The sequence below is a fragment of the Microbacterium helvum genome, assembly GCF_014779795.1.
Taxonomy (GTDB): Bacteria; Actinomycetota; Actinomycetes; order Actinomycetales; family Microbacteriaceae; genus Microbacterium; species Microbacterium helvum.
In genome coordinates this window covers 306,922-328,496 of the sequence record NZ_JACXZS010000001.1, presented here as the reverse complement: position 1 = coordinate 328,496, position 21,575 = coordinate 306,922, and the positions used below count along the sequence as shown (strand labels likewise).

At 71.1% G+C, this 21,575-nt stretch carries 19 protein-coding genes (1 of these 19 running past the window's edge); 13 read left to right on the top strand and 6 right to left on the bottom strand.

Annotated elements, in window-relative coordinates:
* The first annotated feature begins 129 nt into the window (after positions 1 to 129).
* A complete protein-coding gene (locus IF188_RS01450) occupies positions 130 to 540 on the top strand; it encodes an ArsR/SmtB family transcription factor (protein WP_191169997.1) in 411 nt (136 codons plus the stop codon).
* Between the two features lie 57 nt (positions 541 to 597).
* Here the strand turns inward: IF188_RS01450 and IF188_RS01445 are convergent, their stop codons facing one another.
* Entirely contained in the window at positions 598 to 1,407 is an 810-nt protein-coding gene (locus tag IF188_RS01445; protein ID WP_191169996.1) for an ABC transporter permease, read from the bottom strand.
* Complete coding sequence (locus tag IF188_RS01440) at positions 1,404 to 2,327, bottom strand: ATP-binding cassette domain-containing protein (RefSeq protein WP_191169995.1); 924 nt, start codon at positions 2,325 to 2,327, stop codon at positions 1,404 to 1,406. The genes IF188_RS01445 and IF188_RS01440 overlap by 4 nt, the downstream gene beginning before the upstream one ends.
* A gap of 101 nt (positions 2,328 to 2,428) precedes the next feature.
* Between IF188_RS01440 and IF188_RS01435 the strand changes: the two genes are divergently transcribed.
* From IF188_RS01435 to IF188_RS01415, 5 genes are all read left to right on the top strand, one after another.
* Complete coding sequence (locus IF188_RS01435) at positions 2,429 to 3,358, top strand: TetR/AcrR family transcriptional regulator (RefSeq protein WP_191169994.1); 930 nt, start codon at positions 2,429 to 2,431, stop codon at positions 3,356 to 3,358.
* 124 nt (positions 3,359 to 3,482) lie between these two features.
* Positions 3,483 to 3,674: a helix-turn-helix domain-containing protein gene (locus IF188_RS01430; RefSeq protein ID WP_019182077.1), complete on the top strand. Its 192-nt coding sequence runs from the start codon at positions 3,483 to 3,485 to the stop codon at positions 3,672 to 3,674.
* An 83-nt stretch (positions 3,675 to 3,757) separates the two neighbouring features.
* Positions 3,758 to 3,856, top strand: a complete 99-nt coding sequence (locus tag IF188_RS01425; protein WP_003792170.1) for a 30S ribosomal protein bS22 — start codon at positions 3,758 to 3,760, stop codon at positions 3,854 to 3,856.
* Positions 3,857 to 3,929: 73 nt separating this feature from the next.
* The gene (locus IF188_RS01420; RefSeq protein WP_191169993.1) at positions 3,930 to 4,223 is read left to right on the top strand and encodes a rhodanese-like domain-containing protein; all 294 of its coding nucleotides are present in this window, start codon (positions 3,930 to 3,932) and stop codon (positions 4,221 to 4,223) included.
* Between the two features lie 17 nt (positions 4,224 to 4,240).
* Positions 4,241 to 4,492, top strand: coding sequence for a glutaredoxin family protein (locus IF188_RS01415; protein WP_191169992.1), 252 nt, complete (start codon positions 4,241 to 4,243; stop codon positions 4,490 to 4,492).
* 6 nt (positions 4,493 to 4,498) lie between these two features.
* Here IF188_RS01415 and IF188_RS01410 read toward each other — a convergent pair whose 3' ends face one another.
* From IF188_RS01410 to IF188_RS01400, 3 genes are all read right to left on the bottom strand, one after another.
* The gene (locus IF188_RS01410) at positions 4,499 to 4,681 is read right to left on the bottom strand and encodes a YegP family protein (RefSeq protein WP_191169991.1); all 183 of its coding nucleotides are present in this window, start codon (positions 4,679 to 4,681) and stop codon (positions 4,499 to 4,501) included.
* Between the two features lie 110 nt (positions 4,682 to 4,791).
* Positions 4,792 to 5,580, bottom strand: a complete 789-nt coding sequence (locus IF188_RS01405) for a tyrosine-protein phosphatase (protein ID WP_191169990.1) — start codon at positions 5,578 to 5,580, stop codon at positions 4,792 to 4,794.
* Positions 5,581 to 5,609: 29 nt separating this feature from the next.
* Positions 5,610 to 7,142 carry an FAD-dependent oxidoreductase gene (locus IF188_RS01400; protein WP_191169989.1) on the bottom strand — a complete coding sequence of 511 codons (1,533 nt, stop codon included), beginning with the start codon at positions 7,140 to 7,142 and terminating at the stop codon, positions 5,610 to 5,612.
* Positions 7,143 to 7,207: 65 nt separating this feature from the next.
* On the opposite strand from IF188_RS01400, the gene IF188_RS01395 reads away from it, so the two are divergent.
* The gene (locus tag IF188_RS01395) at positions 7,208 to 7,759 is read left to right on the top strand and encodes a helix-turn-helix domain-containing protein (protein WP_191169988.1); all 552 of its coding nucleotides are present in this window, start codon (positions 7,208 to 7,210) and stop codon (positions 7,757 to 7,759) included.
* A gap of 36 nt (positions 7,760 to 7,795) precedes the next feature.
* Here the strand turns inward: IF188_RS01395 and aspS are convergent, their stop codons facing one another.
* Positions 7,796 to 9,136: an aspartate--tRNA(Asn) ligase gene (gene aspS, locus IF188_RS01390; RefSeq protein ID WP_191169987.1), complete on the bottom strand. Its 1,341-nt coding sequence runs from the start codon at positions 9,134 to 9,136 to the stop codon at positions 7,796 to 7,798.
* A 107-nt stretch (positions 9,137 to 9,243) separates the two neighbouring features.
* Between aspS and IF188_RS01385 the strand changes: the two genes are divergently transcribed.
* From IF188_RS01385 to IF188_RS01360, 6 genes are all read left to right on the top strand, one after another.
* Positions 9,244 to 9,873, top strand: coding sequence for a histidine phosphatase family protein (locus IF188_RS01385; protein WP_191169986.1), 630 nt, complete (start codon positions 9,244 to 9,246; stop codon positions 9,871 to 9,873).
* The gene (locus IF188_RS01380; protein ID WP_191169985.1) at positions 9,870 to 10,484 is read left to right on the top strand and encodes a TlpA family protein disulfide reductase; all 615 of its coding nucleotides are present in this window, start codon (positions 9,870 to 9,872) and stop codon (positions 10,482 to 10,484) included. The genes IF188_RS01385 and IF188_RS01380 overlap by 4 nt, the downstream gene beginning before the upstream one ends.
* Positions 10,481 to 11,329: a cytochrome c biogenesis CcdA family protein gene (locus tag IF188_RS01375; protein WP_191169984.1), complete on the top strand. Its 849-nt coding sequence runs from the start codon at positions 10,481 to 10,483 to the stop codon at positions 11,327 to 11,329. Before IF188_RS01380 ends, IF188_RS01375 begins: the two co-directional genes overlap by 4 nt.
* Positions 11,330 to 11,342: 13 nt before the next feature.
* On the top strand, positions 11,343 to 13,037 hold the full coding sequence (gene resB, locus IF188_RS01370) for a cytochrome c biogenesis protein ResB (RefSeq protein ID WP_318152708.1): 1,695 nt from the start codon (positions 11,343 to 11,345) through the stop codon (positions 13,035 to 13,037).
* A 5-nt stretch (positions 13,038 to 13,042) separates the two neighbouring features.
* A complete protein-coding gene (gene ccsB / locus IF188_RS01365) occupies positions 13,043 to 14,125 on the top strand; it encodes a c-type cytochrome biogenesis protein CcsB (RefSeq protein WP_191169982.1) in 1,083 nt (360 codons plus the stop codon).
* Positions 14,126 to 14,408: 283 nt separating this feature from the next.
* A protein-coding gene (locus IF188_RS01360; RefSeq protein WP_191169981.1) for a hypothetical protein crosses the window boundary here: on the top strand, positions 14,409 to 21,575 show its beginning. It continues 21,945 nt past the right edge of the window; only the first 7,167 of its 29,112 coding nucleotides appear in the window; its start codon is at positions 14,409 to 14,411; its stop codon lies beyond the right edge, outside the window.

Here is a 21,575-nt window from a genome sequence, read left to right as displayed (position 1 = left end):
GGTGCGCCTGCCATCCGTCATGCGGAGTCCTTCCTGAGCGAATCGGCGCACGTGTCCCGGGCGCCGGTCATCGGACGCCGAGCGGTCGTGCTCATGGTACTCGGCAGGGGTCCCGACTACTCTGAGCCTATGGCGGACATCTTCGACGTGATCGCGGACGGAACGCGTCGCGACATCCTGCGACTGCTGCTCGATCGCTCATCCGCCGGGGAACGCGGCACCAGCGTGTCGCACATCGTCACCGAGCTCGGTGCCAGCCAGCCGACCGTGTCGAAGCACCTGAAGGTGCTGCGCGACGCGCACCTCGTGTCGGTGCGCGAAGAGGGCCAGCACCGCTATTACAGCCTGTCGGCCGCGCCGCTGGACGAGGTCGACGACTGGCTCGTCCCCTTCCTCGACGACGACGGTGCGGATGCCGCAGACCTGCCGGCCGCGACGCTCACCGACTCCGCGGCGCACGCCGCCGAGGTGGTCGGCCGGGCGGCGGCGTCCGCCAAGCACGCGTTCGAGACGGCGCTCAAGAGGCTTCCGGGTCGCTGAAACGAAGACGGTGGATGCCGGCGGCCGCGGCCGCCGGCATCCACCGTCGCTTCGGCGTCAGCGGCGGCCGCTCCTGCGGCGGAACAGCCACGCCCCCCACACCGCCGAGACCGCGACGATCAGGACGCACCAGCCGATGGCCCACAGCGGCTCGGTGCCGAGCTCGGTGCCCATGAGCAGGCCGCGGATCGTCTCGATGATCGGCGTGATGGGCTGGTTGTCGGCGAACCACTGCAGCCACGCGGGCATGGTGTCCACCGGCACGAAGGCGCTCGACAGGTACGGCAGGAACAGCAGGATGAAGCCGTAGCCCGATGCCGCCTCAGGGCTGCCGGCGGCCAGGCCGATCGCGGCGAACAGGTAGGTGATCGCGAGGATGTACAGCGCGATGAGGGCGGCGGCACCCACCCACGCCGCGACGTCGCCGGTCGGGCTGAACCCGAGCAGGAGCGCCACGCCGATCACGACCGCGGTGGCCAGCAGATTGCGCGCGAGGCTCGAGATCACATGCCCGGTGAGCACCGCTCCGCTGCGCAGCGGCATGGTGCGGAACCGGTCGATGATGCCGCTGGACATGTCGCGCGCCACGTAGGTCGCGGTGGTCGCCGCGCCGAAGCCGGCGCACAGCAGGATGATGCCCGGCACGACGTAGTCGACGTACGAGCCGGAGGGGTCGAGCGCCCCGCCGAACACGAACGTGAACAGCAGCATGAGCATCACGGGCAGCATGATGGACATGCTGAGCGACTCGCCGTCGCGCAGCGACTGGATCATGCTGCGTCGCACGAACACCGCTTCGGCGGTGAATCCGCGCAGTCGGGGCCGTGGGGCGGGTGCGGCGGAGACGGGGGCGGTCATCGTGGTCATGCGAGCTCCTTGGCGGTGTCGAGGGCGGGCGCGGGTGCCGCGGCATCCGGGGAACCGGTGAGCGACAGGAAGACGTCGTCGAGCGTGGGCCGACGCAGGGTGACCTCGGCGTCGGGGACCTCGTCCGCGCCGAGCTCCGCGATGGCGGCGCGCAGGCCGGCGACCGATCCGTCCGTGGCGATCTCGCGCACGACAGCGCCGTCGGCGCCCGTCAGCACGACCGTGTCGCTGCCGACGAGCGATTTGAGCTCGGCGGGGGTTCCGGTCGCGACGATCCGTCCGCCGTCGAGCACCGCGACGCGGTCGGCGAGCTGATCGGCCTCTTCCAGGTACTGCGTCGTGAGGAAGACGGTGGTTCCCGCGTCCGACAGCGAGCGGATGACCTCCCACAGGTCGCGTCGGCTGCGCGGGTCGACGCCCGTCGTGGGCTCGTCGAGGAACAGCACCTCGGGCACCACGACGAAGCTCAGCGCGAGGTCGAGCCGGCGGCGCATGCCGCCCGAGTAGGTCCCGACCCGGCGGGTGGCGGCATCCCTCAGCGCGAAGCGCTCGAGCAGCTCGGCCGCTCGGGCGCGCGCACGGCGAGGGGACAGGCCGGACAGGCGACCGAGCATCACGAGGTTCTCGGTGCCGGTGAGCGTGTCGTCGACAGCTGCCGACTGGCCGGTGAGCGCGATGCGCTGACGCACCGCGTCGGGCGCGGCGGCGACGTCGAAGCCCGCCACTGCGGCGGAGCCGCGATCGGGTCGCTGCAGCGTCGTGAGGATCGAGATCGTCGTCGTCTTGCCGGCGCCGTTCGCGCCGAGCAGAGCGAAGATCTCGCCGCGGGGGACGGTGAGGTCGAGCCCGTCGAGGACGACGGAGTGCCCGAAGCTCTTGCCGAGCCCGCGGACGTCGATGGCGGGAGGTGTGGGGATCATGAGTGAGGCATCCTTCCGTGTATCAGGAAAACTGGTTACTGCCGCAACTGTTTATGACGGTAACACACTGTTTACGTAATAAACAGTCCTAGGATGACGACATGACCGAAGACCTCGAGCCGGAGCTTCCGCGCGGCATCGCCCTCGCCTGGGGCGTGGCCGCCAACCCGCAGCGCGGTCCCAAGCGCGAGATGAGCGTCGAGCGCATCGTCGAGGCCGCGGTCGAGATCGCCGATGCCGACGGGCTGGGGGCGGTGTCGATGGCGGCGGTCGCGGCGCGGATGGGCTTCACGCCGATGTCGCTGTACCGATATGTCAGCGCCAAGGAGGACCTCATCCTGCTCATGCAGGAGGAGGCGACCGGCATCCCGTCCGACGCCGTGCGCGAGGCGGGCGGATGGCGCGAGCAGCTCGAGGCGCTGTACCGCGAGCAGGTGCAGAACCACCTCGCCCACCCCTGGGTGCTCGACATCCCGATCTCCGGCGTGCCGGTCACCCCGAACATGGCCGCGTGGATGGATGCCGGAATCGGTGCGCTCGCCGAGACGCAGCTCACCCACGAGGAGCGGCTCGCGGTGATGCTGTTCGTGAGCGGTGCGGCGCGGTGGGCGGGCAGCATCCTGGCGGGTTACGCGCGGCTGGCCCGCGAGCAGGGCCTCGACGGTCCGGCGATCACCCGCACCGAGGACGCGATGTTCCGCGCGCTCATCACGGGCGACGCGTACCCGCACCTGCGCGCCGCGATCGACGCCGGGGCGTTCCTCGATGACTCCGACCCGTTCGCGTTCGCCCTCGAGCGGGGCCTCGACGGCATCGGCGACTACATCGCCGCGGCGGCCGAGGGACGCCATGACCCCGGCATCCCGTGGGCGGTCCCGGACGACGCCGACATCGCCGACGACAAGCGGTTCCGCGAGGCGCGCAAGGCGGTGCGCGACGCCGAGAAGGTGCTGCGCGCTGCGCGCAAGGCCGAGCGCCAGGAGGCGCGCGCGGCGCGCGATCGCCGCGCGAAGCTGAACCCGACGGGCTGACAGCGAGTTCCCGGCAACACCACGGGCCACACGGGTTTACACGCGTCCCGCGGGAGCTCTAGAGTGATCCCAAGCCCGATCAGGGCTTTGACAGTCGGTCACAGATCTGGGGAAGGTGAATGACATGGCTGAGCTGCCGGACGTGCGCTTTCTCACGGTCGCCGAGGTCGCCGAGCTGATGCGTGTCTCGAAGATGACGGTGTACCGCCTTGTGCACTCGGGGGAACTTCCCGCCGTGCGCTTCGGGCGCAGCTATCGTGTGCCGGAATCCGCGGTCACCGAGGCCCTGCAACGGCCCATCGCCGACGTCGGCTAGACTGTTCCGAGGCATTTTCCGTATCTGCCCGTTCCCGGGCGCCGCACACGCCGCGCCCAGACCCCGACATAGTGAGGTTTTCCGTGGGTTCTGTCATCAAGAAGCGCCGCAAGCGCATGGCGAAGAAGAAGCACCGCAAGCTGCTTCGCAAGACTCGCCACCAGCGCCGCAACAAGAAGTAAGCGGCATCCGCACCTAGCGCCTGTCTCCGGACGGGCGCTTCGTGTATCTTCCGCAGGACCCCGAAAGGCCGTCATGAAGTCCATCACCGTCCAGCAGCTTCGCGAGCGCGTCGATACCCCGCTCATCGACGTGCGCGAGATCGACGAGTACGCGGCCGGCCACGTGCCCGGCGCCGTCAACATCCCGATGTCGGTCATCGGCGGCCGCCTCGATGAGCTTCCCGACGGCGCGTTCGACGTCATCTGCGCCGTCGGCGGACGTTCGGGCCGGGTGGTCGAGGCGCTCGAGGCGCGCGGCTACGACGTGACCAACGTCGACGGTGGCACGAACGAGTGGATCGCGGCCGGCTTCCCGGTCGAGGCCTGAGCGGGGCCGGGCACGGCATGGCCACGCTCACCCTGATCGGCAAGCCCGACTGCCACCTGTGCGACGTCGCGCGCGAGGTCGTCGAGACCGTGGTCGCCGAGCTGCCCGAGGATGCGGTGGAGGTCGAGGAGCTGTCGATCGCCGACGACCCCGCGCTCTACGCCACGTGGTGGGAGAAGATCCCGGTCGTCCTCATCGACGGCGAGCTGCACGGTCACTGGCGCGTGTCGCCCGATCGTCTGCGCGCGGCGCTGGACGCCGCACGCTGACCATCGTCACTTCTCGATCTCGACGACCTCCGCGCCGGGCGCGTTCGTCTTGATCGACTCGATGCCGCCCAGCGCGCTCGCCTTCGACGAGTACCCCTGACTGCTCGCGATCACCTGCCCGTTGGACGCCTTCAGGTTGAAACGCCAGTCTCCGCCCTTGTCGACCCATAGTTCGAACTTGCCCGCCATCGGAACCCCCTCGAGAGAAGTTGATGCAGGGCGGACGCCGTGCACCCGGCGCCTCGCGCCGGCTTCACGCTAGCGGCGCACGAAGGTGGAAGGAAGGGGATGCTGCGGGCTCAGGAGGTCAGCCGCGACCGCAGCGCGTCGAGCTCGGTGTCGGTCAGGCCGCCGGACCGCAAGTAGGCCGCCGAGCCGCCCTGCGCGTCGACCCACGTGAGCGCGTGCTCGATCGCCGACGGCGGCGTCGCGGTGATCAGTTCATCGAGCTCGGGAGTGAGCGGCACACCCATCGAGCGGACCATGCCCCGCATCCGTTCCGCCCACGGCCCCGAGAGACGCTCGGCAGACACGGCGTAGTCGGCGACGACGGCCGCGCGATCGGCGCCGACCGTGTCCAGGATCAGGGCGACCGAGACGCCGGTGCGATCCTTGCCTGCCGTGCAGTGCACCAGGACGGCGGTGGGGGAGTCGTCCCGCGAGGCCGCGACGAGGCGCGCGGCCTCGGCGAAGGCGGCCGCGCCGTGCTCGAGCATCGAGACGTACAGCTCGCCGAGCCCGGGCAGCTGCGCCAGCGCGGACGCGATCGCCTGGCCGGCGGCATCCGGATCCGCCGCCTGCGTCGCCGCCTGCGCGAAGCCGGTCATCGCGCCCTCGAGCAACGGCAGGGCGACGACCTCGAAGGGTCGCGACGCTGGCAGCACGTCGGGCGACATGCCCCGTTCCAGGTCGGTCCGGAAGTCGGCGATCACGCCGATGCCCGACGCCGCGAGCTGTTCGACACCGGTCGGCGTGAGCGTGCTCAGCGCCTCCGACCGGTAGAGCACTCCGGAACGCGTCGCACCGCCCGTCGTGAGCGGCGTGCCGCCCGTGTCGCGGAAGTTCTGCAGCCCGTCGATCGTGATCACCGGTCCACACTATGGGGGCGGAGGCCGTCTCAGCTGACGCGGCGCAGCAGCAGCACGCCGTCGTCGAGGTGCGCCGGCGTGCCGTCGGGCGCCGTCGCCTCGCGGCGGCGCACCTCGACCAGCTCGGGCTGCCACCGGGTGGGGTCGAGATCGAGCAGCGTGAGCTCCTCTTCGGGCGTGCGCATGACGGGGGCGTGCACGGGGACCTCACGAGCCCACGGCGGCGGGGCGGCATGCGACACGATCAGCAGCCTGCCGCCGGGTGCCACGCGGTCCGCCGCTTCGCGCAGCATGCGCAGGCGGGGGAAGTCCGGCTCCCAGGAGTGCAGGAAGCTCGCGAGCACGAGGTCGAACTCGCCGGGAACGGATGCCGCCCCGTCCCCGACACGGAAGTCGGCGTCGACTCGGTGCGACGCGGCGAGGTCGGCGGCACGTCGCGCCGCGGTCGCCGAGACGTCGACCCCGGTCGCGCGCCAGCCGCGCTCGGCGAGCCAGACGACGTCTCCGCCTTCGCCCGAGCCGAGATCGAGCGCCGTCCCGGGTTCGAGCCCGGAGACGATGGCCGCCATCGTCGCGTTGACGCGTCCCGACCAGAAGCGTTCTTCGGCGGCGTAGCGCTGCTCCCAGCCGGCGTTGCGCAGCGCGGTGCGCTCCTCGACCGCCCGGTCGAAGTCCTCGGCGGCGAGCATCGCGTTCGCGCCGGCCCCGGCCATCGATCCGGCCCCCATCGACAGCGGCACGTTGCCGAACGGCCCTGTCACATTGCCTGCGGCGAAGACGCGGGGGTGGCTGGTCGCCCCGCGCAGGTCGGCGACCAGCGGGCTGCCGGGCGCTTCGGCGCGGGCGAGCCGCAGGCCGTCGGCGTACCCCAGATCGAGAACGGGCGTCCCGCCGGTGAACAGCGCGTCGACCACCACCTCTTCGCCGGCCTCGGTCTCGATCGCGAGCGCGCCGTCGCGGCCGGTGACGGCTCGCACGGGAGCGGCCACGATCCGGATGTCGCGGGCGCTCAGCCGGACGATCGCCGATTCGTCCCAGGGCTCGCCCGTGAACACCGTGACGTCGTCCGAGAGCTGGCGCACGAGCTCGACCTGGTGCAGGCTCGCCGCCGAGGTGGCGAGGACGGCGAGGCGGCGCCCGGCCACTTCCCAGCCGTGGCAGTACGGGCAGTGCAGCACTGTGCGGCCCCACTCCTCGCGCAGACCGGGCACATCGGGAAGCTCGTCGCGGATGCCCGTCGTGATGACGACGGCGCGTGCGGTGTCGACCGACCCGTCCTCGCGGGTCACGCGAAGCACGGCGCCCTCGTCGGCGAGGTCGATCACCACGCCGGCGGCGAATTCGACCCCGTAGGCCCGAGCCTCGTCGCGGCCCGTGGCCAGCAACCCGGTCGGGGATGAGCCGTCGTGGCCGAGCACGCCGTGCATGTGCTCCGCGAACCGGTTGCGCGGCATCCCGCTGTCGATCACCAAGGTGCGGCGCCGGGAGCGGCCCAGCATCTGCGCGGCGCTCAGCCCGGCCGTACCGCCGCCGATGACGACGGCATCCCACTCGTTCTCCATGACTCCAGCTTCGACGCACGCGGCCACATTGGCAAACAGGTTTGCAGAAATGGCAAGATGAACCCATGGATGCACTGGATCAGGTCGGCCCGCGGCTGCGCGCCGCGCGCAAAGACCGTGGCTGGACGCTCGACGACCTCGCGACCCGTGCCGGCATGTCGCCCAGCACGCTCTCGCGCCTGGAGGCCGGCAAGCGCCAGGCATCGCTGGAGCTCCTGCTCCCGCTCACCCGACAGCTCGGCATCCGGATCGACGACCTGCTGCCCGAGGCGCCCGCCGACCCCCGCGTGCACCGGCCGGTCCAACGGCGCGAGGGCATGGTGATCGCGCCCCTCACCCTCGACCACTCGCCGGTGCAGACGTACAAGATCACCTTCCCGGCGGTCGCGCAGGCGCCCGAACCCCGCGTGCACGACGGTTACGAATGGCTGTACGTGCTCAGCGGCCGGCTGCGCCTGGCGCTGGACGACCACGAGCACGTCATCGAGCGGGGCGAGGCCGCCGAGTTCGACACGCGCCTGCCGCACAGCCTGAGCGCGACCGCCGATGGCCCGGCCGAGGTGCTGAGCATCTTCAGCGCGTCGGGGGAGCGCATGCACACGCACGGAGCCCCGTGAGCGGCGAGGCGCTCACGGGGCTCCGTGCGGTCGTGCTTACGGCGCGAGGCGCGTCGGACCGCGGAAGAGGTAGGTGACCTCGCGGATCGAGTCCTGGCCGAGCAGCAGCATCAGCACGCGCGCGAGGCCCATGCCGAAGCCGCCGTGCGGCGGGGCGCCGTAGCGGAAGAAGTCGAAGTAGAAGTCGAGGTGCTCGGCGCCCAGGCCCTTCTCCTTCGCCTGCTCGATCAGCACGTCGACGCGGTGCTCGCGCTGCGCGCCGGTCGTGATCTCGACGCCCTTGAAGAGCAGGTCGTACGACTTGGTGAGCCCGGTCTCTTCGTCGCGCATGTGGTAGAACGCGCGGATCTCGGGGTGGTAGTCCGTGATGAACACGAACTGGTGGCCATAGGTCTCTTCGACGTAGGCCGAGATCTGACGCTCGCCCTCGGGGTCGAGGTCGCCGTCGGTACGGGGGATGTCGTAGCCGCGGCCCTTCACGATCTGGCGCGCCTCGGCGAGCGGGATGCGCGGGAAGGGGATGCTGGGCACCTGCACTTCGAGACCGAAGAGCTCTTCGATCTCGGCGCCGTGCTTGTCTTTCACCGCCTGGAAGCCGGCCTGCAGCAGCTCCTCCTGCATCGTGGCGACGTCCTCGTGGGAGTCGATCCAGCTGATCTCGGCGTCCACGGAGGTGAACTCGGTCGCGTGACGCGAGGTGAACGAGGGGTCGGCGCGGAAGGCCGGCGCGATCTCGAAGATCTTGCCGAAGCCTGCGACCTGCGCCATCTGCTTGAAGAACTGCGGCGACTGCGCGAGGTACGCCGTCTTGTCCTCGAAGTAGTCGAGCGAGAACAGCTCGGCGTTGGACTCCGACGCGCTCGCCATGAGCTTGGGGGAGTGCACCTCGATGTAGTCGCGCTCGATCCAGTACGAGCGGAACGCGTGCTCGAGCGTCGTCTGCACGCGGAAGATGAGGTTGTTGCGGCGCTGACGCAGGTCGAGGAAGCGCCAGTCCATGCGCTTGTCGAGACCGGAGTCGGCGGCGATGGGCGTCTCGGGGAGCGCCGCGGCGGCGATGTCGAGAGAGCCGATCTTGATCTCGACGCCGCCGAGCTTGACGCGCTCGTCGTGCTTGAGCTCGCCCCGCACCGTCAGGAAGGTGCCCGTGGCGAGGTTCGAGATGACGTCGGTGAGCGCGAGGGCCGCGGCATCCTGCTCACTGCCGTCCTCTGCCGGGCGCGTGGCCGGGTTGACCAGCTGCACCGCCCCGGTCTCGTCGCGAAGGATGACGAACTGCACCTTCTTCTGATCGCGGACGGTCTCCACCCAGCCCGACACCGAGACGGGTCCGTCGGGGAGACCCTTCAACTGACTGACGAGAACGCGTTCACTCACGAGCGACAAGTCTACGTGGCAGGTCACGGGGTTCTTCTCGCGCGAGCGCGCGGCCGTAGGGCGAACGCTCAGCCGGCCCACAGAAGACGCCCACGTAGACTGGTGCGGTGCCCGCCGCTCGCCTTCATCTCGTGCGCCACGGGGAGGTCCACAACCCTGCCCGCGTGCTCTATGGGCGACTCCCGGGGTACCGGCTCAGCGCGGACGGCCGGCGCATGGCGCGGCAGGCCGCCGAGTATGTGAAGGCGCTGGAGCGGCCGGTCTCGGTGCTCATCAGCTCGCCGCTGCAGCGCACGCAGGAATCGGCCGAGCCGTTCACCGAGCTCTTCGGCATCGAGCCGGTCATCGACGAGCGCGTGATCGAGCCCACCAACGTGTTCGAGGGCAAGCGCATGGCGCGCGCACTGGTCAACCCGTGGAACTGGCGCCACCTGCGCAAGCCGGCCCTGCCCAGCTGGGGCGAGCCGTACGCGGACGTCGTGGGCCGCATGAACAAGGCCATGACCGAGGCGTGGGAGTCGGTGGACGCGGGCGACGTCGTGATCGTCTCGCACCAGCTCCCCATCTGGATCACCCACCTGGCCGTCACCGGGCAGCCCCTGCGGCACGACCCGCGCGCGCGACGCTGCACGCTGTCGAGTGTGACGAGCTTCGAGATGGTCGACGGCAAATGGACCGAGACCGCCTACGCCGAACCGGCGTCGACGGCGGGCGCGGTGGATGTGGGAGCAGTATGACTCGCGGCTTCGGGAAGGTCCGCGTGGCGGCATCCCTCCTTCTCAGCACGGTGCTCATCGCCGGACTGGCGGCGTGCAGCGCCGACCCGCTCGCCGAGCAGTACCGCGAGGGCGACAACAAGGGCTTCGTCTCGGCGGCCAACGGGTTCGAGGTCGTCGAGATCGAGGCCGCCGACCGCACCGAGCCCGTCGAGTTCGAGGGCGTGCTCGACACCGGTGAGACGACGACGAGCGAGGACTACGCCGGCGACGTCACCGTCGTGAACTTCTGGTACGCCAGCTGCGCACCCTGCCGCGTGGAGGCGCCGGAGCTCGCGAAGGTGCACGACTCGTTCGAGGGCAAGGACGTGAAGTTCCTCGGCGTCAACCTCTACGACGGTGCCGAGGCCTCGCAGGCGTTCGCGAAGAAGTTCGGCATCGACTACCCGAGCGCGCTCATGACTGTCGACGGCTCGATGAAGCTCGCGTTCGCCGGCTCGTCGCCCCTCAACGCCGTGCCGGTCACGCTCGTGCTCGATAAGGAGGGGCGCGTCGCCGCACGCCTGATCGGGCAGATCGAAGAGGCGTCGATCCTCGAGACCATCGTGCGCGAGACGCTGGAGGAATCGTGAGCCTGGGCGAGCTCGTCGCCGACGGCTCGCTGCTCATCGCCATCCCCATCGCCGTTCTCGCGGGCGCGATCTCGTTCCTGTCGCCGTGCGTGCTGCCGCTCGTGCCGGGCTACCTCGGCTTCATCGGGGGCGCGGTGGCGCCGCGTCCGGCGCCGGTCGCCGTGAATGCGGCGGGGGATGCCGTCACGCCGGGGTCGACCGACGGCGAAGGCGTTCCGACTCGCTCCTCCGTCGCTCGCTCGACGACCGATGGGGTGGAGGCGCCGGCCCGCGGCCGCCTCGTGCTCGGCGTGCTGCTGTTCATCGCCGGCTTCACGGTGGTGTTCGTCAGCATGGCGATGCTCGGCGGCACTGTCGGGCGGTTCCTGCTCGAGTACGCCGACGTCATCACCCGCGTGCTGGGCGTGCTCATCATCGCGATGGGGCTCGTGTTCATCGGCTGGTTCGGGCTGGCGCAGCGCATCGCGCGGCCGCAGGTGCGCGGCAACCTCGGGCTCATCGGCGCGCCGCTGCTGGGCATCGCGCTGGCGATCGGGTGGGCGCCCTGCATCGGCCCGACCCTCGCCGTGATCCTCACGATGTCGTTCGACTCGGGGTCGATCGGTCGTGCGGCGCTCCTCGGCGTCGCGTACTCGCTGGGCCTCGGCATCCCGTTCCTTCTCATCACGCTCGGATTCGGCTGGGCGACGCGCTCGGTGACCTTCGTGCGCCGCCACATCCGTGTCGTCAACCTCATCGGCGGCGGTCTGCTCATCGTGCTCGGTCTCCTTATGGTGACCGGCGTGTGGACCGCCGTGATGGCCCAGTTCCAGGGGGTGTTCTCCAGTGTCCCGGCCCCGCTCTGACTCCGAGACGTCGGTGGACCCGCTCCGGCCCGCCGACCACGCCGACAGCGCCACCCCGGCCGCAGAGGCATCCGACGACATCACCCAGCCGTCGCTGGGCGTCGTCGGCTGGCTCAGGTGGGGGTGGCGCCAGCTCACCTCGATGCGCACCGCCCTCGTGCTGCTGCTGCTGCTGGCCATCGCGGCGGTCCCTGGCTCGCTCGTGCCGCAGCGCAGCGCCGACCCGAACGGCGTGCGGCAGTACTTCGTCGACAACCCCGACCTCGCACCGGTGCTCGACAAGCTGAGCCTGTTCGACGTGTACACCTCGCCGTGGTTCTCGGCGATCTACATCCTGCTGTTCATCTCGCTCGTCGGCTGCGTGATCCCGCGCACGAAGCACCACTTCAAGGCCATGCGCGCCAAGCCGCCGCGCACCCCGGCGCGGCTGTCGCGTCTGGACGCCCACCGCTCCGAGATCCTCGAGTATGCCGATGACGCGGATGCCGCCGCCGCAGCAGCGACCGCGATCGAGGCCGCCCAGCATCAGCTGCGCAAGTCCGGCTACCGCGTCGAGCGCTACGACTCCGCCAGGGCGCTGTCGGTGTCGGCGGAGCGCGGGTATCTGCGCGAGACCGGCAACCTGGTGTTCCACGCCGCGCTGGTCGGCGTGCTGCTCGCCGTCGGCATCGGCGGCGGGTTCACGTACACCGGCCAGACGGTCATCATCGAGGGCCGCACGTGGGTGAACGCGATGCTGGACTACACGTCGTTCAACCCGGGACGCTTCGTCGACGAGGACGCCCTGACGCCGTACGCGCTGACGCTCGACCGGTTCGACGTGACATACCAGCCGAGCGGTTCGAAGGGCGCGGGCATGGCCGGCGACTTCGTCGCCAATCTCACGACGCAGTACGCGGGCGGCGACGCCGAGAAGGGCGAGGTGCGCGTCAACCACCCGCTCGACATGGCGGGCGACCGCGTGTACCTCATGGGCAACGGCTACGCCCCGACCCTCACGATCCGCGACCCCGACGGCGATGTCGTGTTCTCAGAGGCGGTGCCGTTCCTGCCCCAGGACACCAACATGACCTCGCTCGGCGTGATCAAGGTGCCCGACGGCCTCAGCGACCAGCTCGGCCTCGTCGGCTTCTTCTACCCGACGCAGGTCAAGCTCGACAGCGGGGCGTACACCTCGGCCTACCCGGCGCTCATCAGCCCTGTCGTGACCCTCGACGTCTACGTCGGCGATCTCGGCATCGACGGCGGCGTGCCGAAGTCGGTGTACACGCTCGACACGAGCGACATGAAGAAGCTCACCGGCGCGGGCACCGACGTGACCTCCCTCGAGTTGGCGCCAGGCGACACCGCGGACCTTCCCGGGGGTCGCGGCACGGTCACGTTCGAGAACGAGGCGCCCGCAGGCGCACACGGGTACGACGGCTCCGTCAAGCGCTATGTGTCGCTGTCGATCCACCGCGACGCCGCCGCGACCTGGGTGCTCGTGTTCGCCATCCTGGCGCTCGCCGGGCTGCTCGCGGCGCTGTTCGTGCCGCGCCGACGCATGTGGGTCAAGGCCGTCGTCCAGGGCCACACCGTGCACCTGGAGTACGCGGGCCTCGCCCGAGGCGAGGATCCCACCCTCGCCGGCGCCGTCGACCAGTTCGCGGTGCAGCACCTCGCGTCGCTCACCGACTCGAAGCCTGAAACCACCCCCGACGTAGACTGAGGATCATGCCCGACGCCATGCCTTTCGACCTCGACTCGATCTCGCGGCTGCTGGTCTGGACGGCCATCGCGATCTACGCGCTCGCGTTCATCGCATACACTGTCGACCTCTCGCGGCGCGGGGTCGTCGCCGCCGACGCGAAGGACGCAGCCGCGAAGGATGCGGCGACCGCGCGCGAGCGCGAGCTCGTGGCCGCCGGCAGCTCCCGCGGCGGGATCGTCGAGGCGATGCGCGCGCAGGAGACGGCATCCGAGGCGGCGATCAACGCGCCCGTCGGGCGGCGCGAACGACTCGTATGGGCGCGTATCGGCACGTCGCTGACCGTGCTCGGCTTCCTGTTCCACGTCGGCGCCGACGTGACGCGCGGGATCGCGGCCGGACGAGTGCCGTGGTCGAACATGTACGAGTTCGCCCTCACCGGCACGATGCTGATCATCGCGGTGTACCTGGGCGTGCTCTTCCGCTACGACCTGCGGTTCCTCGGCACGTTCATCACGGGCCTGGTGGTGGTGCTGCTCGGCGGCACCGCGATCTGGTTCTACACCGAAGTCGTGCCGCTCGCCGAGCCGCTGAAGTCGGTCTGGCTCGTCATCCACGTCTTCGTCGCGTCGTTGTCGACCGCCATCTTCGCCCTCGCATTCGGGTTGTCGGTGCTGCAGCTCATGCAGTCCCGGCGCGAGAGCAAGGTCGCGGCGGCCGAGGCGATGACGTCGGCCGGCGGTGCGGCATCCACTCCCGTCAAGACGGGGCCGGGGTTCCTGCGGACGCTGCCGAGCGCCGACGCCCTCGAGTCGCTCGCATACCGGTTCGCGATCATCGGCTTCATCTTCTGGACCTTCACGCTGATCGCCGGCTCGATCTGGGCCAACGACGCGTGGGGCCGCTACTGGGGCTTCGACACGAAGGAAGTCTGGACCTTCGTCATCTGGGTGCTCTACGCCGGGTACATCCACGCGCGCGCGACGCGCGGCTGGCGCGGCTCTCGCTCGGCCTGGCTGTCGATCATCGGGTTCACCGCGGTGCTGTTCAACTTCACGATCGTGAACATGTTCTTCAAGGGCCTGCACGCCTACTCGGGTCTGAACTGACCCGTCGCGTCCGCGTCATGCCGCTCCGGGAATGCCGCGTGCTCTCGTGCCCGGCGTCGGGAATTTGCGACACGCTCTTGACGGATCTCGCGACTCGGGTCTACTTTGGCGCGTGTCCGGTTCGCCGACCGCATCCACACCGTGTGCGTGCGGTCCTCGAGCCGGTTGGGGTTGAGTTACACGAGAGACACTCAGGTGTCATCGCCGGGGTTCGGGGGAGCCGCGCAGCGGATCGAGTGCACCGGCGCGTTGTCAGTTTCGTCGAACGAGCGACAGGCGCGTCATGGTTTGGGGATCGGGAACGGGGCGCTACCGCAGCGCGGCGTTCGGCGTGCTCGCGTACGCGACGGCGATCGCCGTCGCCGTGGGCATCACCCTGCCGTACAGCGCGCCCCTGACCAGCCCGGTAGCAGTCGCCGCGTCGGCACCCGCACCCGCACCCGCGCCCGCGTCGGCACCCGCACCCGCGTCGGCACCGGCGCCCGCAGCGCTCGCCGCGACCGTGGTGGGCGCATCCGCCGACGCCGCAGCGGACGAGATGGTCGGCTCGGTCGCTGCGCTGAACGTGCGGCCGTTCGACGCCGCAGACGTCGCCGCTCCGACCGACACGGCGCCTGCGCCGGATCCCGCGCCCGCTCCGGCCCCGGATCCGGCCGCGGATCCCGCTCCGGCCCCGGATCCCGCTCCGGCCCCGGATCCGGCCGCGGATCCCGCTCCGGCCCCGGATCCCGCTCCGGCCCCGGCCCCGGCTCCTGTGCCGGATCCCGCGCCCGCGCCGACCGAGCCCGTGGTCGCCGACCCGGCGCCGACCGCTCCGGCGCCGACCGAGCCCGCGGTGCCGGCCGAACCGGCGCCCGAGGCACCGGTCGACCCGGTACCGGCGGCACCCGTCGACCAGGCTCCGGCCGCCCCCGCCGCACCCGCGCCGTGGGTGCTGACGATGTCGGGCACAGCCTCGTCGCTGGTCTTCCACGCCGACGGCACCGTCACCTTCCAAGGCGTCACACGGCCGTTGGCCGAGATCTCCGGGATCCGCGTGACCGGCACGTCGGGCGACGACACGTTCACCATCGACTTCGGCGGCACGGACCCCGGCATCCCGGTCTCCTTCGACGGCGCGGCCGGCTTCGACACGCTGGTCACGAACGGCGGCGGCGGGTTCGCCTCGCAGCCGACCGACGGGTCCAGCGGGACCATGACGTTCGGCTCGACCGTCGTGCACTACGCGGGCATCGAGCCGATCGTCGCCAACACCGGCGGCACCGGCAGCGCCGACTTCGCACTCGGAAGCGGCGACGACGACGCGGTGCTCGAGCAGGGCCCGGCCACCGGCCAACTGCAGCTGCGCAGCGCGAACGCCTCGTTCGAGACGACGGTGTTCGATGCTCCGGTCGGAACGGGCACCGTCCTGAAGATCTCGGGCGGCACCGGGCACGACACCCTCACGGTCCTCGGGGCGATCAACCTCCTGAACGCCGCGTTCGAGGCGTACTTCGAGTCGGTGATGTTCCAGGGCGCCACCGTCACCGCGTCGTCGGTGAAGGTCATCGCCGACGAGACCGCGACCCAGGGGATCGGCGCCGCCGACTGCACCGACTTCGATGACTTCTCGATCGTCGACTGCCTCGACCACGACGCGAACACGTCGGTGGTCGTCGACGGCGGCTCGATCACGACGGGCGATCTGACGATGACCGCCACCTCGACCGTTACCCCCGACACGGACGCCGACCATGCGTACGCCGTGATCGCGAACGCGAACGCGAACGTCGCGATCACGGGCGGCGCGACGATCGTGGCGAACGGAGACCTCACGGCCACCGCCACGTCCACCGTCGGCCCGTTCACACTCGGCAAGCAGTACGGCGACGCGGCGATCATCACCTCGAACGCCGCCGTCATGATCGGCGGATCCTCGGCGGTCACCGTCACGGGTGCCGCGACGATGGATGCGACCTCGACGGTCACCGCATCGGCGGTGCCCACGAGCGACAGCTCGAAGCACGAGACGGCGGGCAGCTTCGACGCCGCGGTCGCCGTCCTGTGGACCACGGCGAACGTCATCGCCAAGATCACCGGCACGGCAAGGGTCGCCGTGGCGGGGGCTCTCGGCATCACCGCGGCGAACGCCGCGACCCTCACCGCCACGGGCGACGCGCACCAGGCGACGAGCGGCGCGGGCGTCGCCGTCGTCCACCTGTCGCAGACGACGGATGCCGCCATCGACACCACCAGCGCGATCGGGGTGTCCGCAGCATCGGTCGACGTGCTCGCCGACCAGACCGCGAACGTGACGGCCACGGCCGTCGCGAGCAAGGGCGGCGCCAAGGACTCCAACAAGAACCAGAACAGCGCGAGCCGCGCGAACGGCCAGTCCAACACCGGAAGCAGCGCCAGCGGCGGCGGCGACATCAGCATCGCGGCGGCCTTCGGACTCGCGCACGTGAAGACCGACACGCGGGGCCGCGCCGTCGGGGCCAAGGTCGTCACGACCGGGGCCCAGGCGTATCGGGCGCACGCCAAGAACACCGTCGCCGTCACCGGCAACGGCGGCACCGCCGACGGCTCGGGCGGCGCCAGCGGCGCGGGCGTGGGCATCGGCGTCGGCCTGCTGATCCTCGACTTCGCGACCCGTGCCTACATCTCGGGCGGCGCGATCGACGCCCCGAGCGGCGTGACGGTGCGAGCGGCGGGACCGGATGCCGGCAACTCGTCGTTCACCGCGACGGCCGTCTCCGGCGCCAAGCCCGCTTCGGGCTCGGTCGCGTTCGCCGGCTCGTTCGCACTGGCCAAGATCGACACCCTCACGTCGGCGACGCTGAACGGCGCGACGTCGTTCGCCGGCCGCGCGGTCGCCGTCACGGCGCGAGGCAGCAGCAAGAGCACCGCGCAGGCGACCGCGAAGCAGCAGATGGGCGGCACGAACGGCAGCCCCGTCGGCGCCGGCGCATCTGTCGCTCTGACGCTGATCCGAGACGACATCGTCGCCGCGGTGGCCGCGGGGGCGGCGCCGAGCGCGATCGGCGCCCTGACCCTCACCGCGAACGGCGCCGACGACGCGACCACCACGACTGTCGGCGGCGCCGACGGCGGCACCAGCGCCACCCTCACCGGCGTCGCGAGCATCACGATCCACAACGTCCGCACGTTCGCCGGCGTGATGTCCGGCCCCGCCCTCGCGCTGGCCTCGCTCGCCGCCGCCGCCACGCAGGCGGCGAAGGCGACGACGTCGGCGACCGGAGCGACGAACTCGGGCAACGGTGCGACGCTCGGGCTCACGATCTCGTTCGCGCTGGCGAGCATCGACCACGAGGCCGAGGCATCCATCGGTCGCACCGTGACCGCCACCGGTCCCGTGTCGCTCGCCGCCGAGAACGTGTCGAAGACCACCACGACCGCCGAGGCGACCGCGCAGGGCGCACCGGGAGAAGGTGCGGGCGGCAACTCGACGAACGACAACGTGAAGACCAAGTCCGATGCCAAGCTCGGCAGCGCCGGTGGCAGGACCACGGGCGGCGCAGGCGGTGGCACGTCGACGCCCGACCAGAAGAACGAGGACGGCACGTCGGTGTCGGTGGCCGCGGCCATCGCCGTCAACCTGGTCACCTCGGTCGCACGGGCCATGCTTCTCGCGGGCGCGTCGGTCTCGACGCCGGGGGCTGTCACGCTGACCGCCACCAACAACACCGATGCCTCGGCGACGGCCGAAGGCACCGCGGTGAACTCGACGACGGCGGGCATCGGAGCCGCCGTCGCCGTCAACAAGGTGCGGCTCATCAACGAGGCGGGGCTCGGCGTCGGCGCGTCGGTGCACGCCGCGTCGCTCACGGTGTCGGCAACCGTGAAGGCGGTCGGTCCCGACGTCGTCCACGCCTTCGAGGCCGTCGCGCAGGCCGGCGCCACCGGCACCGGCGGCACGCTGGGCGTGGCTGGCGCCTTCGCCATCAACCTCGTCGACGAAGACACCCGCGCGCTGCTCGACGCGAGCAGCGACCCCTCGCCGCAGCCCGCACCGCCGCTGCCGGGAGTCGTGCTCACCGGTGGCACGGCCAGCTTCACCGCCGGGTCGAAGACGACCGACAAGTCGTCCGCCAAGGCCGGTCAGTCCGGTGACGGGACGGTCGGCATCGGCGCCGCATTCGCGCTCAACCTCGTGACGCACGAGGTGTACGCGGGCATCGCACCCGCCGCCAACGGCACCCGCGGCCCTCCCGTCACGGGTGCCGGCGCACTGACCATCACCGCCACCCACGACGTCACGCTCACCACTGAGGCAGAAGCAGGCGCCGCAGGCGGCTCCGTCACCATCACCCCGTCGGTCGCGATCGTCATCGCGACGGTCCACACCGCAGCATCCATCGGCCGAGGCTCCGCTCCGCTCACCGCGTCGAGCATCACCGCCACCGCCACGCAGACCGTGACGGCCGACACCACGGCCAAGGGCTCCACCACCGCCGGCAGCACCGCAGGGATCGGCGTCTCGCTGGCCCTCGCGATCCTCGACGACATCACGTCGACCTCGGGCAGCGACCGCAGCCTCACCACGGCCGGCGCCGTCTCGTTCACGGCCACGCAGCGCATCGACGCGAAGACGACGGCGAAGGCGGCGGCCCAGGGCGCGAGCCCCAGCGAGGGCGGCGACCAGCCCACCGGCAAGGACGTCAACCAGAAGGCGGACGCGAACCTCGGCCAGGCGAGCGCCACCAAGCAGCAGAACGGCGGCGGCTCGACCAGCACGTCGGCCACGCCGAAGGCGGCGACCGGTCAGGGTGCGGGCGGCAGCTCCAGCGGCAACTCGGTCTCGATCGCCGGAGCGATCGCGATCGCCGTCGTCTCGGGAACGGTGACGGCGCGCTTGGCCTCGGGCATCGTGGTGGATGCCGGCGGCACGGTCTCGCTGATCGCCCGGGGCGACACCGACTCCCTCGCAGACGCGCGGGGCGACACCTCGACGAAGGGCTCGGTAGGGGTCGGCGCCGGTGTCGCGGTGCAGGCCGTCGAGATCACGGTGCGCGCCACCACCGGCGCGTCGACGATCACGGCGACCGGGCTCACGGTGCTCGCCGAGATGCTGCAGGGCGATGACGACGACATCGTGCGCCGCTGGAACGACACCGCCCACCGCTGGGAGACGGTCGAGTCGGGCGAGCAGCTGCCGGGGCCGAGCGAGGGCGACCTCGTGTTCGTGAAGACGAACGCGGACGGCGACAACGCGTCGGGCGGCAACGACGGCCTGTACAAGTTCTCCGGCGGGTCGTGGACGCTCGACACCGACAAGACCCTCACCGGCACCGTCGACGAGCTGCCCGCTTCGGTCGTCAACGGCAACTGGTACATCCTCGACGCCGAGAAGGACGGACACCCGGCCGGCAGCGTGTGGAAGGGCGAAGGCGGCGCATGGGTGTTCGTCACCAAGTTCGCCGTCACCGAGAAGTCGCAGCTGGCGAAGGATCAGATCGCCGAGAACACGTGGTTCCAGCTGACCACGGGCGACGGCGCGAACACCCCCGGCTTCTACAAGCGCAACGGCAGCCATGCCTGGGTGAAGCAGAACGTGACCGTCGGCGAGGGCGTCGCCCTGCCCACCGGCGCCCTGAACGACACGCTCTTCCGGCTGTACGAGCACGAGATCACCTCCATCGCCCGCGCCGGGGCGAGCAAGTCGTCGAGCGTCGGCGTCGCCGGTGCCGTCGCCATCAACGTGCTCGGCAACACCACCGAGGCGCTCATCCCGGCAGGTGCCGTCGTGACGCTCTCGTCGGCGGCATCCACGGTCCGCGCCCACAGCAACGAGCGCGACGCCGCGACCGCGACGAGCAAGGCGAGCGTCGGCTCGGCCACCGGCGTCGGCGCATCGGTCGCGCTGCAGGTGATCGACGGCAGCGACGTCACGGCGGCGATCGCCGACGGCGCCGCGGTGTCGGGAGGCGCCGGTCTCACCGTCGCCGCCATCGGGTTCCGGGATCTCGCCACGAAGGCAGAGGGCGGCACGGCAGGCAAGACCGGAATCACACCGGTGGTATCGCTCGTGGTGGGCGTCGACGACGACGTCACCGCACGCATCGGCACGTCGGGCACGGCGATGATCCAGACCGGGGCGATCGTCGTACGGGCGACGCACGTCACGTGGGTGGCGACCGAGGGCAACGCCGATGCCGCCGGCAAGAGCACCGCGGTCGGCGCGACGGTCGTCGTCAACGCCGTGGTCGGGTGGGACACGCTCGCCGAGATCGCCCGCAACGCGCAGGGGACCGCCGTCACGGTGGAGGCGCTGTCGACCGTCCGGTCGGAGGCGAAGGCGGTCGCGAGCGCGAAGGGCGCCGGCGACAGCGGCAAGACCGGCGACCAGGAGTCCACCGGCGCCGTCAACGGCGACAACCCGAACACCGCGGGCACGAAGGGCGACACCGCCGGGATGCCGACCTCCAACGGCGGCACCGATGGCGGCACGGGGGGCAACGGCACCGGCGGCGCCAACACCAAGTCGGGCTCCGAGTCCGGTTCGTCCGGCGGCGGCACCGGCATCGCGGCGGCCGTCGGCGTCAACTGGTTCGTCGCGGTGAGCACGGCGCGGATCGCCGGAGGCCGCACCGTGACGGCGACCACCGGCCAGGTCGTCGTCCGCAGCATCCTCGACGCCGACGCGAACGCGCGCGCCATGGGATCGGCGATCGACCTCCAGAACGACACCGGCATCGCGGCCGCCATCGGCCTGAACGTCGCCGACCTGACGATCCGGGCCGAGATCGGAGCGGGCGCGGCGGTCACCGGCCACGGCGGGATCGTGGTCGAAGCGCGCACCCCCGCGGGCGCCCGCAACGACTTCATCGCGTGGGGCATCGCCGCCGGCGGCGGCAAGAACACTGCGGGCGTCGCGGCGTCCGCCGGCATCCAGATCCTCCTGCTGCACACCGAGGCGGTCGTGGGTGCCGGTGCGCACCTCACCGCCGTCACCGGCGACAGCGCCGTGCGCGCCGTGCACGACTTCGGCATCCAGACCATCGCTGCGGCCGCCGCCTTCTCGACCGGCAGCGGAACGGCGGTCGGCGGTGCGATCGCCGTCGACTGGCTCGAGATCACGACCTACGCGCACCTCGAGACGGCAGCCTCGTTCGATTCGCCGCGCGCCCTCGACGTGAGCGCGCGCACGACGCTGACCCCGTTCCGACCCGAGACGCCGCTGCAAGACAAGATCGACTGGCTGAAACTCACCGCAGTGGCCGTCGCCGGTGGCGCAGGCAACAGCGGCGCCGCGGTGTCGGGCGCGTTCGTCATCGACGTGTACTCGTTCGACACGAGCGCGTGGATCGGTGACGACGCGCAGATCAACCAGACGCAGGGCACAGCGGGGTCCGCCCAGGACGTCACGGTGCAGGCATCCGACACGATCGCCGTCGTGGATGTCGCCGGCGCCATCTCGATCTCGCTCGAGAGCGCGAGCGTCGGCCTC

What these genes read in the sequence shown, in the direction of transcription:
- ccsB (WP_191169982.1), top strand. Translation starts at nt 13,043, where the DNA reads ATGCCCGACGCCATGCCTTTCGACCTCGACTCGATCTCGCGGCTGCTG.
- IF188_RS01380 (WP_191169985.1), top strand. Translation starts at nt 9,870, where the DNA reads ATGACTCGCGGCTTCGGGAAGGTCCGCGTGGCGGCATCCCTCCTTCTC.
- IF188_RS01400 (WP_191169989.1), bottom strand. Translation starts at nt 7,142, where the DNA reads ATGGAGAACGAGTGGGATGCCGTCGTCATCGGCGGCGGTACGGCCGGG.
- IF188_RS01450 (WP_191169997.1), top strand. Translation starts at nt 130, where the DNA reads ATGGCGGACATCTTCGACGTGATCGCGGACGGAACGCGTCGCGACATC.
- IF188_RS01415 (WP_191169992.1), top strand. Translation starts at nt 4,241, where the DNA reads ATGGCCACGCTCACCCTGATCGGCAAGCCCGACTGCCACCTGTGCGAC.
- IF188_RS01395 (WP_191169988.1), top strand. Translation starts at nt 7,208, where the DNA reads ATGGATGCACTGGATCAGGTCGGCCCGCGGCTGCGCGCCGCGCGCAAA.
- IF188_RS01435 (WP_191169994.1), top strand. Translation starts at nt 2,429, where the DNA reads ATGACCGAAGACCTCGAGCCGGAGCTTCCGCGCGGCATCGCCCTCGCC.
- IF188_RS01410 (WP_191169991.1), bottom strand. Translation starts at nt 4,681, where the DNA reads ATGGCGGGCAAGTTCGAACTATGGGTCGACAAGGGCGGAGACTGGCGT.
- IF188_RS01430 (WP_019182077.1), top strand. Translation starts at nt 3,483, where the DNA reads ATGGCTGAGCTGCCGGACGTGCGCTTTCTCACGGTCGCCGAGGTCGCC.
- IF188_RS01440 (WP_191169995.1), bottom strand. Translation starts at nt 2,327, where the DNA reads ATGATCCCCACACCTCCCGCCATCGACGTCCGCGGGCTCGGCAAGAGC.
- IF188_RS01445 (WP_191169996.1), bottom strand. Translation starts at nt 1,407, where the DNA reads ATGACCACGATGACCGCCCCCGTCTCCGCCGCACCCGCCCCACGGCCC.
- IF188_RS01420 (WP_191169993.1), top strand. Translation starts at nt 3,930, where the DNA reads ATGAAGTCCATCACCGTCCAGCAGCTTCGCGAGCGCGTCGATACCCCG.